The sequence below is a fragment of the Hydrogenophaga sp. NH-16 genome (genome assembly GCF_004006415.1).
GTDB classification, from domain to species: Bacteria; Pseudomonadota; Gammaproteobacteria; order Burkholderiales; family Burkholderiaceae_C; genus Hydrogenophaga; species Hydrogenophaga pseudoflava.
In genome coordinates this window covers 3,132,926-3,146,021 of the sequence record NZ_CP029344.1, presented here as the reverse complement: position 1 = coordinate 3,146,021, position 13,096 = coordinate 3,132,926, and the positions used below count along the sequence as shown (strand labels likewise).

15 protein-coding genes are annotated in these 13,096 nt (G+C 68.3%); 4 read left to right on the top strand and 11 right to left on the bottom strand.

Annotated features, from left to right (window positions below):
- Nucleotides 1-23: 23 nt before the first annotated feature.
- From fdxA to DD542_RS15115, 3 genes are read right to left on the bottom strand one after another with little or no spacing between them, the layout of a single operon-like run.
- Complete coding sequence (fdxA, locus tag DD542_RS15125) at nucleotides 24-347, bottom strand: ferredoxin FdxA (RefSeq protein ID WP_127806215.1); 324 nt, start codon at nucleotides 345-347, stop codon at nucleotides 24-26.
- Nucleotides 348-360: 13 nt separating this feature from the next.
- The gene (locus DD542_RS15120; RefSeq protein WP_066151723.1) at nucleotides 361-657 is read right to left on the bottom strand and encodes a DUF2249 domain-containing protein; all 297 of its coding nucleotides are present in this window, start codon (nucleotides 655-657) and stop codon (nucleotides 361-363) included.
- A 46-nt stretch (nucleotides 658-703) separates the two neighbouring features.
- On the bottom strand, nucleotides 704-1,921 hold the full coding sequence (locus tag DD542_RS15115; RefSeq protein WP_127806214.1) for an NnrS family protein: 1,218 nt from the start codon (nucleotides 1,919-1,921) through the stop codon (nucleotides 704-706).
- A gap of 122 nt (nucleotides 1,922-2,043) precedes the next feature.
- Between DD542_RS15115 and DD542_RS15110 the strand changes: the two genes are divergently transcribed.
- The gene (locus DD542_RS15110) at nucleotides 2,044-2,547 is read left to right on the top strand and encodes an Rrf2 family transcriptional regulator (RefSeq protein WP_127806213.1); all 504 of its coding nucleotides are present in this window, start codon (nucleotides 2,044-2,046) and stop codon (nucleotides 2,545-2,547) included.
- Nucleotides 2,544-2,954 carry a hemerythrin domain-containing protein gene (locus tag DD542_RS15105; RefSeq protein ID WP_127806212.1) on the top strand — a complete coding sequence of 137 codons (411 nt, stop codon included), beginning with the start codon at nucleotides 2,544-2,546 and terminating at the stop codon, nucleotides 2,952-2,954. Before DD542_RS15110 ends, DD542_RS15105 begins: the two co-directional genes overlap by 4 nt.
- Nucleotides 2,955-3,043: 89 nt before the next feature.
- Here the strand turns inward: DD542_RS15105 and DD542_RS15100 are convergent, their stop codons facing one another.
- From DD542_RS15100 to DD542_RS15065, 8 genes are all read right to left on the bottom strand, one after another.
- Nucleotides 3,044-5,212, bottom strand: a complete 2,169-nt coding sequence (locus tag DD542_RS15100) for a copper-translocating P-type ATPase (protein ID WP_127806211.1) — start codon at nucleotides 5,210-5,212, stop codon at nucleotides 3,044-3,046.
- 10 nt (nucleotides 5,213-5,222) lie between these two features.
- Entirely contained in the window at nucleotides 5,223-6,272 is a 1,050-nt protein-coding gene (locus DD542_RS15095) for a cytochrome D1 domain-containing protein (protein ID WP_241559567.1), read from the bottom strand.
- Between the two features lie 37 nt (nucleotides 6,273-6,309).
- Nucleotides 6,310-6,711: a hypothetical protein gene (locus DD542_RS15090; protein WP_127806210.1), complete on the bottom strand. Its 402-nt coding sequence runs from the start codon at nucleotides 6,709-6,711 to the stop codon at nucleotides 6,310-6,312.
- A 98-nt stretch (nucleotides 6,712-6,809) separates the two neighbouring features.
- Nucleotides 6,810-7,316 carry a c-type cytochrome gene (locus DD542_RS15085; RefSeq protein WP_127806209.1) on the bottom strand — a complete coding sequence of 169 codons (507 nt, stop codon included), beginning with the start codon at nucleotides 7,314-7,316 and terminating at the stop codon, nucleotides 6,810-6,812.
- Complete coding sequence (locus DD542_RS15080) at nucleotides 7,313-7,651, bottom strand: copper-binding protein (protein ID WP_127806208.1); 339 nt, start codon at nucleotides 7,649-7,651, stop codon at nucleotides 7,313-7,315. Before DD542_RS15080 ends, DD542_RS15085 begins: the two co-directional genes overlap by 4 nt.
- A gap of 41 nt (nucleotides 7,652-7,692) precedes the next feature.
- Complete coding sequence (locus tag DD542_RS15075) at nucleotides 7,693-8,187, bottom strand: cupredoxin family protein (RefSeq protein ID WP_127806207.1); 495 nt, start codon at nucleotides 8,185-8,187, stop codon at nucleotides 7,693-7,695.
- A 56-nt stretch (nucleotides 8,188-8,243) separates the two neighbouring features.
- The gene (locus DD542_RS15070; RefSeq protein WP_127806206.1) at nucleotides 8,244-9,632 is read right to left on the bottom strand and encodes a copper oxidase; all 1,389 of its coding nucleotides are present in this window, start codon (nucleotides 9,630-9,632) and stop codon (nucleotides 8,244-8,246) included.
- 13 nt (nucleotides 9,633-9,645) lie between these two features.
- On the bottom strand, nucleotides 9,646-10,752 hold the full coding sequence (locus DD542_RS15065) for a TolC family protein (RefSeq protein ID WP_127806205.1): 1,107 nt from the start codon (nucleotides 10,750-10,752) through the stop codon (nucleotides 9,646-9,648).
- A gap of 143 nt (nucleotides 10,753-10,895) precedes the next feature.
- Between DD542_RS15065 and DD542_RS15060 the strand changes: the two genes are divergently transcribed.
- A complete protein-coding gene (locus tag DD542_RS15060; protein ID WP_127806204.1) occupies nucleotides 10,896-11,582 on the top strand; it encodes a heavy metal response regulator transcription factor in 687 nt (228 codons plus the stop codon).
- A complete protein-coding gene (locus DD542_RS15055; RefSeq protein ID WP_127806203.1) occupies nucleotides 11,582-12,961 on the top strand; it encodes a heavy metal sensor histidine kinase in 1,380 nt (459 codons plus the stop codon). Before DD542_RS15060 ends, DD542_RS15055 begins: the two co-directional genes overlap by 1 nt.
- Nucleotides 12,962-13,096: the final 135 nt, after the last annotated feature.

Here is a 13,096-nt window from a genome sequence, read left to right as displayed (position 1 = left end):
CCGCCCATCCGGGCCGGGCGGATTCAGCGTTCGAGCTGGTCGCGTTTGTCCTGGACCGTGCTCCAGGTGTCGGCGTCGGGCAGCGCCGGCTTGGTCCGTGTGATCGGCTTCCACACGCGCGCCAGCTCGGCGTTGAGCGGTGTGAAGTCCTGCTGGTCGTTGGGAACGTCTTCTTCGGCGTAGATCGCCGAGACAGGGCACTCCGGGACACAGACCGCGCAGTCGATGCAGTCGTCGGGATCGATCACCAGGAAGTTCGGTCCTTCCCGGAATGCGTCCACCGGACAGACATCGACGCAGTCGGTGTACTTGCACCGGATGCACGATTCGGTCACCACAAAGGTCATGGTTGGCTCCCGGTCAGCCGCCGCACGAGCCGCAGCAGGAATCCACCCCGTGCACAGGCTGGCTGTCGGCCGGTTTGGCGATCTGCACGCGCCACTGTTCCGGGCCGCTTTCCAGCATGGTCCAGCTAAAGGCGCCATAGAGGCCGCTCTCGAACTGCCCGCGCAGCGGCTGCGGGTTGTGGTCGTTGATGAGCTCCATGGCCGCGCCGGGTGGCAGGGCCTTGAAGGTGGAGAACACCAGCGAGTGGCGTTCGCGCGGCGCAATGCTGCGCAGGTCGACGGTGGGGGTGGGAGCGGTGATGGTGTTCATGAGCAGTTCCTTGAGTGGTTGAAGAGGGAAGGGTTGAGAAAGCGCGTCAGCCGTCCTTGCCGTCGAAGCGCGTCTTGAGCAGCCAGGGCGTGTAGATGAAGAGGTAGATCGCAAACGCCACCGACCAGCCGGCGGCAGACAGCACCAGGGCCATGGGCAGCCACGTCGGCAGGGCCAGCGGCAGCAGCACGCGGACGGCGGCCGCCAGCATGACGAGCACATAGGCCGTGGTCTCCGCGCGCGACACCTGCAGCGCGCGCCCGGTGTGGCCGCGGGCGGTGCGGGTGATCATGCCGATGATGAGACCGGCGGTGGCTCCGATGGCCAGCGCATGCACGCCGGCCGACACGCCGATCCAGCCGAACCGGGCCGCTGCCAGCAAGGCCAGCCCGAAGGGAATCCAGGCGTGCGACAGGTGCAGGATCCAGAGGATCGGGCGGTGCCGTGTGATCGCAGGCCGCCACTGCAGCAGCCGCACCACCTGGGCCAGCGCGGCGAGCAGAAGGGCCAGGCCACCGACCAGGTTCCAGCCTGCGGCGGCGGGTGCGAACACCCACAGCAGCAAGCCCAGCGCTGTGAGCGCCATCGCGGCGCGCTCCACCGGTGCGCGCACCTGGAGTTTCAGACCCGGCGTCGCGCTCATGGTGAAGGCCGGAATCACCCGGCCCGCGATCACGCACTCGATCATCACGATCAGCGCCAGGGCGGCGTGCAGAGGGACCAGCGGAGAAATCTCCAGGACACCGGTCACGCCCAGGTGAAAGACGCCGTTGGCCAGCGCGAGCAGCATCAGCATGCCCGCCAGCGGCAGGTTGCGCCGGTTGCGCGCGCGCAGCAGCAGGCGGGTGAGCACCGCGGCCACCAGGGGCAGCAGCGCCAGGTCCAGCACGGCATACAGCGTGTAGGGCCCGGTCACGGCGGCCACCCGGGCCGCCAGCCACAACAGGGCCAGGGCACCCAGGAAGGCGCCGCGCGGCGTGGCCAGCCCGGTCCAGGCTTTGACCGCGGTCAGCAGGAAGCCCAGGATGACCGCGATCGCAAAGCCGAACAGCATGTCGTGCGCGTGCCACAGCAGCGGGGGCAGCGCCATCGTGAGGTTCCACTGGCCCAGGAACAGCGCCACCCACAGCGGGATCGCGAGCAGCGCGAACACCGCAGCGCCCAGGTAGAAGGGCCGGAATCCGAGCCTCAGCAGCGGCCAGCCCCGGGGCTGTGGCGCGGCAGAAGGTTCGGACGGGGAGGCGTGCAAGGGCAGGGTGGTCATGGTGGGGGGACGTTGCAGAAGCTGTCGGGCCGCTGCAAAGACCTCATAAGAAGCATGTGAAATGAATATTAAACCCAAATAGCCTTTAAAGAAATATACTTGGTACCTCTTTAGGGGCTTCCATGCGACTTGCCGAGTACACCGACTACACCTTGCGCGTGCTGATGTATTGCGCGGCCCGCCCGCACCAGATGGTGACCATCAGCGAGCTGGCCGAACACCACAGGGTGTCCAGAAACCACCTGATGAAGATCGTCACCGACCTCGGTCGACAGGGCGTGCTGGAAACCACGCGCGGTCGCGGTGGCGGACTGCGCCTGCTGAAAGATCCGGCCACGGTGCGCATCGGGGATGTGGTGCGCGCCTCGGAGACCGACTTCCGCCTGGTCGAGTGTTTCGACCCGGGTTCCAACCAGTGCACGCTGTCACCGACCTGCCGCCTGAAGGGCTTGTTCAACGCCGCGCTGGGGGCCTACCTCAGGGAACTTGATGGCACGACCCTGGCCGACCTCGTGGCGCCCGCATCGCCGCGGGGCACCGCGACGGCTGTGCCGGTGGCGGCGCCCCGAAGCCTTCGAAAGCCCACGGGCAAAGCAACACCTGTTATTCCACGGAGCGTTCCATGAACATCGACAAACTCAAACACCAGCACCAGGACATCATCGGCGCCATATCGGCCCTTCGGACGCTCGCGCAGGCGGGGGTGGCGCAGAACGCCGCCGACATCGCAAGGCTCGTCGTCAGCATGAGCTCCACCATCAAGCTGCACCTGGCCGTCGAAGACCAGGCGCTGTACCCGGCCCTGCGGCGGGGTGGCAACCCCGAGCTGGCGCGCATGGGCCAGCAGTACCAGGAGGACATGGGCCCGATTGCCCAGGCCTACGACGCCTTCGCCCGTCGCTGGAACCGGCCCGAGAGCGTTCGCAGCGACGAGCAGGGCTTCCGCGACGACGCCAACCGCGTGCTGCGCATGGTGCATGAGCGCATGCAGCGCGAGAACCGTGACTTCTACCCGCGCATCGAGGCTGCGTGATCGGCGGAAGAGCCCGCAGCTCCCATCACACGCCGGCCTGGATCAACCCGGGCCTGGCCCGACCGTGAGATGCCAGGGCCGCGTGGTGTCTATCGGCTCCGCAGGCGCAGCGCATTGCCGATCACGGACACCGAACTCAGGCTCATGGCCAGCGCGGCGACCATCGGCGAGAGCAGCCAGCCGGTGAACGGATACAGCAGCCCGGCGGCCAACGGAATGCCCAGCGCGTTGTAGACGAAGGCAAAGCCCAGGTTCTGCTTCATGTTGGCCACGGTGGCCACCGAGAGTTCGCGCGCGGTGGCGATGCCGCGCAGGTCCCCCTTCACCAGCGTGAGCTGGGCGCTGTTCATCGCCACGTCGGTGCCGGTACCCATGGCGATACCCACATCGGCGCGGGCCAGCGCCGGGGCGTCGTTGATGCCATCGCCCGCCATGGCCACCACGCGGCCTTCGGCCTGCAGCCGTTCCACGAGCCGGAGCTTGTCGGCCGGCTGCACCTCGCCGTGCACCTCGTCGATGCCCAGGCGCTGGCCCACTGCGTGCGCCGTGGTCAGGCCATCGCCGGTGGCCATCACCACGCGGATGTGCGCGCGGCGCAGCGACGCCAGGGCCTCGGCGGTGGTCGGCTTGACCGGGTCCGACACCGCCAGCAGGCCCGCCAGCCGCCGGTCCACGGCCAGGTACATCACGCTCGCCCCCTGGCTGCGCAGCGATTCGGCCTCTTTAGCCAGCGCCGCGGTGTCCACACCCTGCTGGTCCATCAGGACCGTGTTGCCCAATGCCAGCGCCCGCCCGCCCACCACGCCGTGCACGCCGATGCCCGACGCCGAGTCGAACTGCGCGGGCTTTTCCAACACCAGCCCCTGCTGCCGGGCCGCTGCCACGATGGCCGCCGCCAGGGGGTGTTCGCTGCCCTGGTCCAGGCTGGCCGCCAGCCGCAACACCTCGGCGTCGGAGTGGCCCGCCACGCCCAAGGCGCGTTCGAACCTGGGCTTGCCTTCCGTCAGCGTGCCGGTCTTGTCCACGATCAGGGTGTCGACCTTGCGCAGGTTCTCGATGGCCGCGGCGTCGCGGAACAGCACGCCGTGGCCGGCGCCGCGGCCGGTGGCCACCATGATCGACATCGGCGTGGCCAGCCCCAGCGCACAGGGGCAGGCGATGATGAGCACCGCCACCGCATTGATCAGCGCGTAGACCCAGCTCGGCTCCGGCCCCAGCCAGCCCCAGCCCAGGAAGGTGAGCACCGAGATGCCGACCACCGCCACCACGAAGGTGCCCGCCACCTGGTCGGCCATGCGCTGCATGGGCGCCCGGGAGCGCTGGGCCATGGCCACCATCTGCACGATCTGGGACAGCACGGTGGCCGACCCCACGCGCTCCGACCGCATCACCAGCGCCCCGCTGGTGTTGAGCGTGGCGCCGATCAGCGGGTCGCCCACCTGTTTGCCGACCGGCAGCGGTTCGCCGGTGAGCATGGATTCGTCGACGGCGCTGCGGCCCTCCACCACCACGCCGTCCACCGGCACCTTTTCGCCCGGGCGCACCCGCAGCAGGTCGCCGACGTGCACATGCGCCAGCGGCACGTCCTCTTCGCTCCCGTCAACGCCGATGCGGCGCGCGGTCTTGGGTGCCAGCCCCAGCAGGGAACGGATGGCGGCCGAGGTCTGGGAGCGGGCCTTGAGCTCCAGCACCTGCCCCAGCAGCGTGAGCGAGATGATCACCGCCGCCGCTTCGAAGTACACCGCCACCCGCCCCATGGACTGGAACGAGGCAGGGAAGGCCTGCGGTGCGACTGTGGCTGCGACGCTGTAGACGAACGCGGCCCCGGTGCCCAGGCCGATCAGGGTCCACATGTTGGGGCTTCGGTGCACCACCGACTGCCAGGCCCGCACGAAGAAGGGCCAGCCCGCCCACAGGACGATGGGCACCGACAACACCAGTTCGATCCAGCTCTGCACCGCCATGTCGAACCAGCCCAGGCGGTGCCCCGCCATCGCCAGCACCGCAACCACCACCGTGAGCGGCAAGGTGGCCCAGAACCGGCGCTGGAAGTCCGCGAGTTCCGGGTTGTCCTGTTCCTCGGCCTCCGGCATCACCGGCTCCAGCGTCATGCCGCACTTGGGACAGTTTCCCGGGTTCGGCTGGCGGATCTCGGGGTGCATCGGGCAGGTGTAGACCGTGCCCGCCGGCAGGGGCGCCGCAGGCGCCGCCGCCTGCAAATGGGCGGCTGGGTGATGGTGGTGGTGCGGCGCATGCATGGGCCTGCTCCTATGGGGTCACGCTGATGCCGTTGGGGCCGGCCCCCACCGGCACGGTGGCGACCGGCTTGTGCGCGGCCAGGTCGATCACGGTGACCGTGTTGTCGTACAGGTTGCTCACATAGGCCAGCCGACCGTCCGCATCGACCACGACCCCGTGCGCACCCCGTCCGGTGCGGATGCTGGCCGTGACCTTGAACGAGGTCAAGTCGATCACGCTCACCGTGCGTCCGGGGGTCTTGCGGTTGCCCTGGTTCGCCACCAGCAGGCGCTGGCTGTCCGGGGTCGCAAACAGCTGGATGGGGCCGTTGCCGACAGGAACCTTGCGCAGCACTTTGCGCGTCCGCGGGTCGATGACGGCCACCTGGTTCTCCTGCGACAGCGACACGAAGGCCAGGCGACCGTCGCCGGTGAACCCCACCTGGGCCGGCCCCTTGCCCACGGGAATGCTCTCGACCTCCTTGCGGCTGGCCGTGTCGATCACGGACACGGTGCCGCCCTTGAGGTTGGCCACATAGGCCAGCTGCCCGTCCGGGCTCAGCCGGATGCCGTGCGGGAACGCGCCGGTGGCGATGGTGGCCACCACCTTCATCGCCCCGGCGTCCACCACGCTGACGGTGTTGTCGCCGCCGTTGGTCACATAGACCCAGCGGCCGTCCGGGGACACCACCACGTGGGCGGGATGGTTGCCGACCGGCACCTTGCCCACCACCGTGTCGGTGGCGGTGTCGATGGCCCAGACCTCGCCGGAGGTGGCCATGGCGGCGTGCGCGGCGCCCGACATGCCCTGGTGGGCCGCATGGCCGGCGTCGGCGGGCGGCGTTCCGTTGTTGGTCACCCAGACCCGCTGCCCGTCGGCGGTGGCCTGGACGTTGTGCGCGCCTGCGCCGACGGTGACGGTGCGCACGGTCTGGCGGGTGTCGGTCGCGATCACGCTGACCGTGCCGTCGGTTTCATTCGCGACGTACACCTTGGGCGCGGCCAGGGCGGCGGAGATCCCGCCCAGGGCGAGGCAGGCGGACAACAGGGTGAATCGCATGGGATGGTGTCGGATGTTCATGTGGGTTCCTCAAGCCTTGACCTGGTCGCCAGACCGGTCACTGGGCGCCTGCGCCAGCGGGCGCCTGCGGCATGCGCTGCATCATCATTTCCATCATGTCCATGCCTTCCTGCATGGCCTTCATGTGTTCGGCCATCAGGGCCTCCCGTTCGGCCGGCGTGGTGGCGGCCGCCATCTTGGTGCGCATCGACTGCATGGCGGACATGTGCTGCTGCATGCGCTGCCGCATCTGCGACATCGACGACATGCCCATGGGCATGCCGGCCTGGGGGGCGGCTGTCTGTGGCGGGGTCGCGGCGGGGGGCGTCGCAGGGGCTGCCGGCGCTGCGGCGGGTGTGGCCGGGTGGTGCAGGGTGTGGTCGGCGGCCTGCTGCGCTGCGGCAGAGAACGCCACACCGGCGACGGCCACGGCCAGAAGGGTTCGGGTCAGGGGGGACATGTCGATTTCCTTTCACGACGGGACGCATGGCGGGATGCCATGTGGTCACTGTAGGAATCGGCCCGGGTCGGCAAGATGACCCGGAGATGACAAAAATGTCAGCTTCCGCCGGGTGCGTGCTGGCGGCTCTGCCGGTTGACTTCGTCGTGCAGCCTCCGGGTCTCCGGCGTCCAGCGCGACTTGATCCAGGACAGCACGGCCACGATGTCGGCGTCGCTGAGCGTCCCGCCGTAAGCGGGCATGTTGGTGGGGTAGTCGGGCAGGCCGGCCGCCTTGGCGACCCCATCCTTCGTGAGCTGGAACAGCACCTCGTCGGGGTGGTGCCAGGTGTGGCCGCTGTCGTCGTGCGGGGGAGCGGGCAGGCGACCGTCGGCGCCCCGCTCGCGCCAGTTCTCCTGGCCCTGCAGGTTTGCGCCGTGGCAACTGGCGCAATGCACCCGGTAGAGCTGCTCACCGCGCTGGAGCAGCGCGGTGTCGTCTGGGCGCAGCAGGCCCGTGGCCGCTCCGGACGGGTCGGACAGGCGCCACCACACCAGGGCCGCAGCCACCCCGGCCAGTGCCAGGCCGCCCAGCGCCCGGCGCGCCGTTCGGGAGGGCGGTGTCACTTCGCCGGCTGGATGTCGGTCACCGTCATCTGGCCGTTTTCGCTGGTGGCCATGAACTGGATCTTGGCGCCGACCGTGGTCTTGTCCAGCAAGGTCTTGTCCCTGACCACGAACACCATGGTCATGGGTGGCATGTCCATGTGCTTGATGTCGCCGTGCTTGATGGTGATCTTGCCGGCGTCCTTGTCGATCTTGCGCACCTCGCCGTCGGTCATGTCAGGCGCTGCCGCCATGCCCATCTTGGCGTGGTCCATGTTCATCTGTGCAAACACAGGATGGGTGGCCACGGCCGCAAAGGTCATGGCGCACGCACTCAACATTGTTCGCAGCTTCATCGTGAATTCCTTTCGTTGAGTGGATATCGCCAGAAGAACGCTCACTTGGCCGCCACCTTGACCTGGCCCTTCATGCCGGCGTCGAAGTGGCCCACGTGCAGGCACGCGAAGTCCACCGTGCCGGCCTTGGTGAACTGCCAGATCACCTCGCCCTGCTGGCCGGGCGCGAGCGAGATATTGTTGGGTTCGTCGTGCTCCATGTCGGGGAACTTCTTCATCACCTCGTAGTGCTCTGCGAGCTCCTGCGGCGTGCCCAGGCTGAACTCGTGTTTCACGCTGTCCGTGTTCTTCAGGACGAAGCGGATGGTTTCACCCCGCTTGACCTGGATGTCCGACGGCTTGAAGCGCATGCCGTTGCCCATGTCGACCTGGATCGTTCGTGTGACCTTGGCGGCGACACCCGGTTTGCCGATGGGCGACTCCTCGTGGTGACCACCGCTGTGGGTGCCACCAGCGAAAGCAGCCGATGAGGCCAAGGTGGCCGCAGCGAAAGCAAGGCCGGTACGGGAGACGAAGTTGAACTTGAGGGATTTCATGGTTGTCTTTGGTTTCTGGTTGGGGGAGAGCCGTGGTGAGGCCTGTCACGGCCCTTTCAGTGCGACATGCCTTTGGCGCTGGGTTTGACCGCCTTCGCGGTGGCCGGTGTGGTGTCGCTGCCCGCCGCAGGACGCGGTGTCGGCGGCGTGGTGCCGGTCCACTCGTAGGCCACCGTGCCTTCGGGGAACTTGTACGGGCCCGGGTCCTTGTAGTCGCCCGGCTTCTGGTCCTTGCGCACCTTGAACACGGTGAACATGCCGCCCATTTCCAGCGGGCCGAACTGGCCGGTGCCGGTCATCATCGGCGCCGTGTTGTCGGGAATCGGCATCTGCATCTCGCCCATGTCGGCCATGCCGCGTTCGCCCATGAGCATGTAGTCGGGCGCGACCTTCTGGATCTTGCCGACCAGGCCGCGGTGGTCGGTGCCGATCATGGTCGGCACATCGTGGCCCATGGCGTTCATGGTGTGGTGGCTCTTGTGGCAGTGCAGGGCCCAGTCGCCCTCTTCGTCGGCCACCAGTTCGATCTGGCGCATCTGTCCCACGGCCACGTCGGTTGTGACCTCGTACCAGCGGGTGCTCGGTGGCGTCGGTCCGCCATCGGTGCCCGTCACCAGGAACTCGTGCCCGTGCAGGTGGATGGGGTGGTTGGTCATGGTGAGGTTTCCCACGCGGATGCGCACGCGGTCGTTCAGGCGCACGTTCAGCGTGTCGATGGCCGGAAACACGCGGCTGTTCCAGCACCAGATGTTGAAGTCGGTCATGGTGTTGACCTTGGGCGTCTTGCTACCGGGCTCCACATCGAACGCATTGAGCAGGAAGCAGAAGTCGCGGTCCACCTCGCTGATGTGCGGGTGTTTGGCCTTGGGGTGGGTCACCCACATCCCCATCATGCCCATGGCCATCTGCACCATCTCGTCGGCGTGCGGGTGGTACATGAAGGTGCCAGGGCGCCGCGCCTCAAACTCGTAGACAAAGGTCTTGCCGACCGGAATGGCTGGTTGCGTGAGCCCGCCGACGCCGTCCATGCCGCAGGGCAGGCGCTGGCCGTGCCAGTGGATGGTGGTGTGCTCGGGCAGCTTGTTGGTCACGAAGATGCGCACGCGGTCGCCCTCGACCACCTCGATGGTCGGGCCCGGGCTCTGGCCGTTGTAGCCCCACATGTTGACCTTGAAGCCCGGCGAGACCTCGCGCACCACGGGCTCGGCCACCAGGTGGAACTCCTTGACGCCGCTGTTCATGCGCCAGGGCAGGGTCCAGCCGTTGAGCGTGACCACGGGGTTGTAGGGCCGGCCGTTCGGGGGAACCAGCGGCGGTGCGGTGTCGACCGAGGTCTGGATGACCGGCTCGGGCAGGCCGGCCAGGGCAGAGCGGGCCACGGCCAGACCGGCCACGGAAGCGGCGGCACCGGAAAAAAACTGTCGTCGGGAATGAGGGTGGTTCATGTGGGAGGCTCTTTCAATGGGCTGCCGCGGCCGGGGCGTCGCCGCCCGAACCGCCCAGGGAGACGAAGCTGTCGGGTGCACCGCCCTGCAGGACCCACTGCAGGTCGGCCTCGGCGATCCAGAAGTCGCGCTGCGCACCGATGGCGTCCACGGTGGCCTGGGACTGGTTGCGCACCTCGTCCAGCAGGTCCCACACGCTCTTGAGCATGCCGTTGTAGTGCAGCAGCGTCTCTTCGGTGATGAAGACCCGGGTCTTGAACACCTCGCCCTGGCTGTCCAGCGCGATCGCGTGGGCGGCCTGGTAGGCGGCCAGGGCCTCGCGGGACAGCGCCCGGTTGCGCAGGCCCTCGGCCGCGGGCAGCTGCCCGCGGATGGCCTCAGCCCGCTGCCGCGCATCGGTGGCGGACATGGCCTGCGGCGGAATGGCGGGCAACTGCGCCGGCAGAGCGAAGCGGTCCTGAAGACCGGCCAGCCCAAGGGTCCGCACCAGCTGGCTCTGCGCCCGTGCGGCCGCGTACTCGGCGCGGCGCAGGTTCATCCGGGCGCTGGTCGCCGCCAGCTGGACCGGGGCCAGTTGCAATGCGCTCCAGTTGCCCACGGTCACCATGCGCTGCCCCAGCTTGTGGGCCGCCTGGGCCGCATCCAGCATCTCGCGCTGGTGCTTCAATACCTGTTCGGCGGCCACCGCCTCGATCCAGGCCTTGCGGCCTTTCTGGGCCACCTCCAGCACCTCGCCGGCGTCTTCGACGCGGCGCTGCAGGCTGGGGTCGAGCTCGGTCCAGCGTCCCTCAGCGATCAGCTGCGCGTTCCGGGCGCCCAGGCGCGCCAGCGGGCGGTCCAGATCGCGGTGGGCCCGCCAGGCCATGCGCACCGCCGCCTCGGCGGTCGGGATCGGCGTGCCTGCGGGGGCGGACGTGTCGGTGGCCGGCGGCCTGTTGGCCTGCTCCCACCGGAGCACGTCGGCGTGGCCCCGCTGCAGGGCGCCCACGGCATCGTTGGCCTTGCGCCAGTCGGCCTCTTGCACCGGCTTTACGGTCTGCGCCGAAAGCGCGAGTGGAACCAGCAGCAGGGTCGGCGCCAGCAGGCGCCGCCTGACTCGTCTGAAAGATGAAGATGTCACAGCAGTCGCTCCGGTTTGATGTAGATCAAGCGGCCGGATTCTGGCGGCGCGACGGCGACACTTGCCTTTCCGTCCGATTACAAAACTGTCATGTTCGACCGGGCTGTCCGTGATGAAGGCACACTGGGGGCTGGAGAACACACGTGAAAATTCTGATCGTTGAAGACGAGCCCAAAGCCGGTGACTACCTCCGGCAAGGCCTGCGCGAGGCGGGCTATGCGGTGGACCTCGTCACCAACGGCGTGGACGGCCTGCACCACGGTCTGCAAGGCGACCACGACCTGTTGATCCTGGACGTCATGCTGCCCGGCATGGACGGGTGGAAGGTGCTGCGCAGCCTGCGCGCCCAGGGGCGCCAGATGCCGGTGCTCTTCCTCACGGCCCGGGACCAGGTCGAGGACCGCGTCAAGGGACTGGAACTGGGGGCCGACGACTACCTGGTCAAACCGTTTTCGTTCGCCGAGCTGCTGGCGCGGGTGCGCACCATCCTGCGGCGGGGCCGCTCCGGCATGGAGGCCACCACCCTGCAGGTGGCCGACCTGGAACTGGACCTGCTGCGCCGGCGCGTGAGCCGGTCCGGCAAGCGCATCGACCTGACGGCCAAGGAATTCGGCCTGCTGGAGCTGCTGATGCGCCGGCAGGGTGAGGTGCTGCCGCGCTCCCTGATTGCGTCCCAGGTGTGGGACATGAACTTCGACAGCGACACCAACGTGATCGAGGTCGCCATGCGCCGCCTGCGGGCCAAGGTGGACGACCCCTTCGAGCCACGGCTGATCCAGACCGTCCGGGGCATGGGGTACGTGCTGGAAGCGCCCGAGGGCGCGCGCTGATGCCGGGACGGCTCTCGCTCACCGCGCGGCTGACCGCGTTCTACACGCTGGTGTCGGCCGCGGTGCTGTTGGGCATGGGCGTGCTGGTGTCGCTGGCCACCGAGCGGCACTTCGTTGAACTGGACCACGACTACCTGAAGGACAAGATCGGTCTGGTCCAGAAGATCGTCCGGGAGTCCCCTTCCCAGGTGGTGTTGTCCACCCGGCTGGACGAACTGCTGGGCAGCCACCACGGCCTCTTCATCGAGCTTCGGCAAGGCGACCGGCTGGTGTACGGCCAGACGGCCCCCGGCTTTCCTGCCAGCCTGCCCACCGCAAGCTCCGGTGCCGATCCCGTCGACTGGTCCGAGGGCGCTCGAACGCTGAGAGGATTGTCGTCCGAGGTCGACGCCCCGCGCACGGCGCTGCAGCTGCGCATCGCCCTGGACACGGCCCACCACGCGCACTTTCTGCAGGGCTTGCGCCAGACACTGGCGGTGTACCTGCTGGGCGCCATCCTGGTCAGTGGCCTGCTGGGCTGGTGGGCGGCCCGCCGGGGCCTGGCGCCCCTGCGGGTCATGAAGGAACGCGCCATGACGGTCACGGCCCAGAAGCTGGACCAGCGCATGCCGGTGGACGCGGTGCCGGCGGAGTTCGCCGACCTGGCGCAGAGCCTGAACACCATGCTGGAGCGCCTGCAGGCCGACTTCGCGCGGCTGCAGGAGTTCTCCAGCGACCTGGCGCACGAACTGCGCACCCCCATCAACAACCTGCTGACCCAGACCCAGGTGTCGCTGGCCCAGAAAAGGGACGCGAGCGCCTACCAGGACATTCTCGCCTCCAACGCTGAAGAGTTCCAGCGGCTGGCCCGCATGGTCTCCGACATGCTGTTTCTGGCCAAGACGGAACACGGCATCGAGCTGCCCAACCGGGAGGCGATATCGCTGGACCAGGAAACGCAGGCGCTGTTCGAGTTCTACGACGCGGTGGCCGATGAAAAGCGCATCCGGCTGTCGCTCACCGGCCATGCGGTGGTGATGGGTGACCGGCTGATGGTGCGGCGAGCGATCGGCAACCTGCTGTCCAATGCGCTGCGGCATTCACCGGCCGATGCCGAGGTGGCGGTGGCGATCGAGCAGCAGGGTGCGAACACCACGCTGTGCCTCACCAACACGGGGGTCACCATCTCTCCCGAGGTGCTGCCGCGGCTGTTCGACCGCTTCTTCCGGGTGGACAAATCGCGCAGCCACCCGGAGTCCGACGGCGCCGGCCTGGGCCTGTCGATCACCCAGGCCATCATGGCGGCTCATGGCGGTGCCGTGACGGCCCGTTCCAGCCATGGCCGCACGACCTTCTGCCTCGTGTTCGCTGGTTCGCATCCGGACCGGGCTCCCGTCTGACGCCACCCGGGCCCGCCCCCTTGTGGTGGTCGCTGAACGCATCCTGAATGGGCCATTCAGCGCCGCTTCAGGGGGGTGGTACAACAATGCCATGCATCCACAGCAGATGCGGTGAACGCAGGCTGACCGATCCCT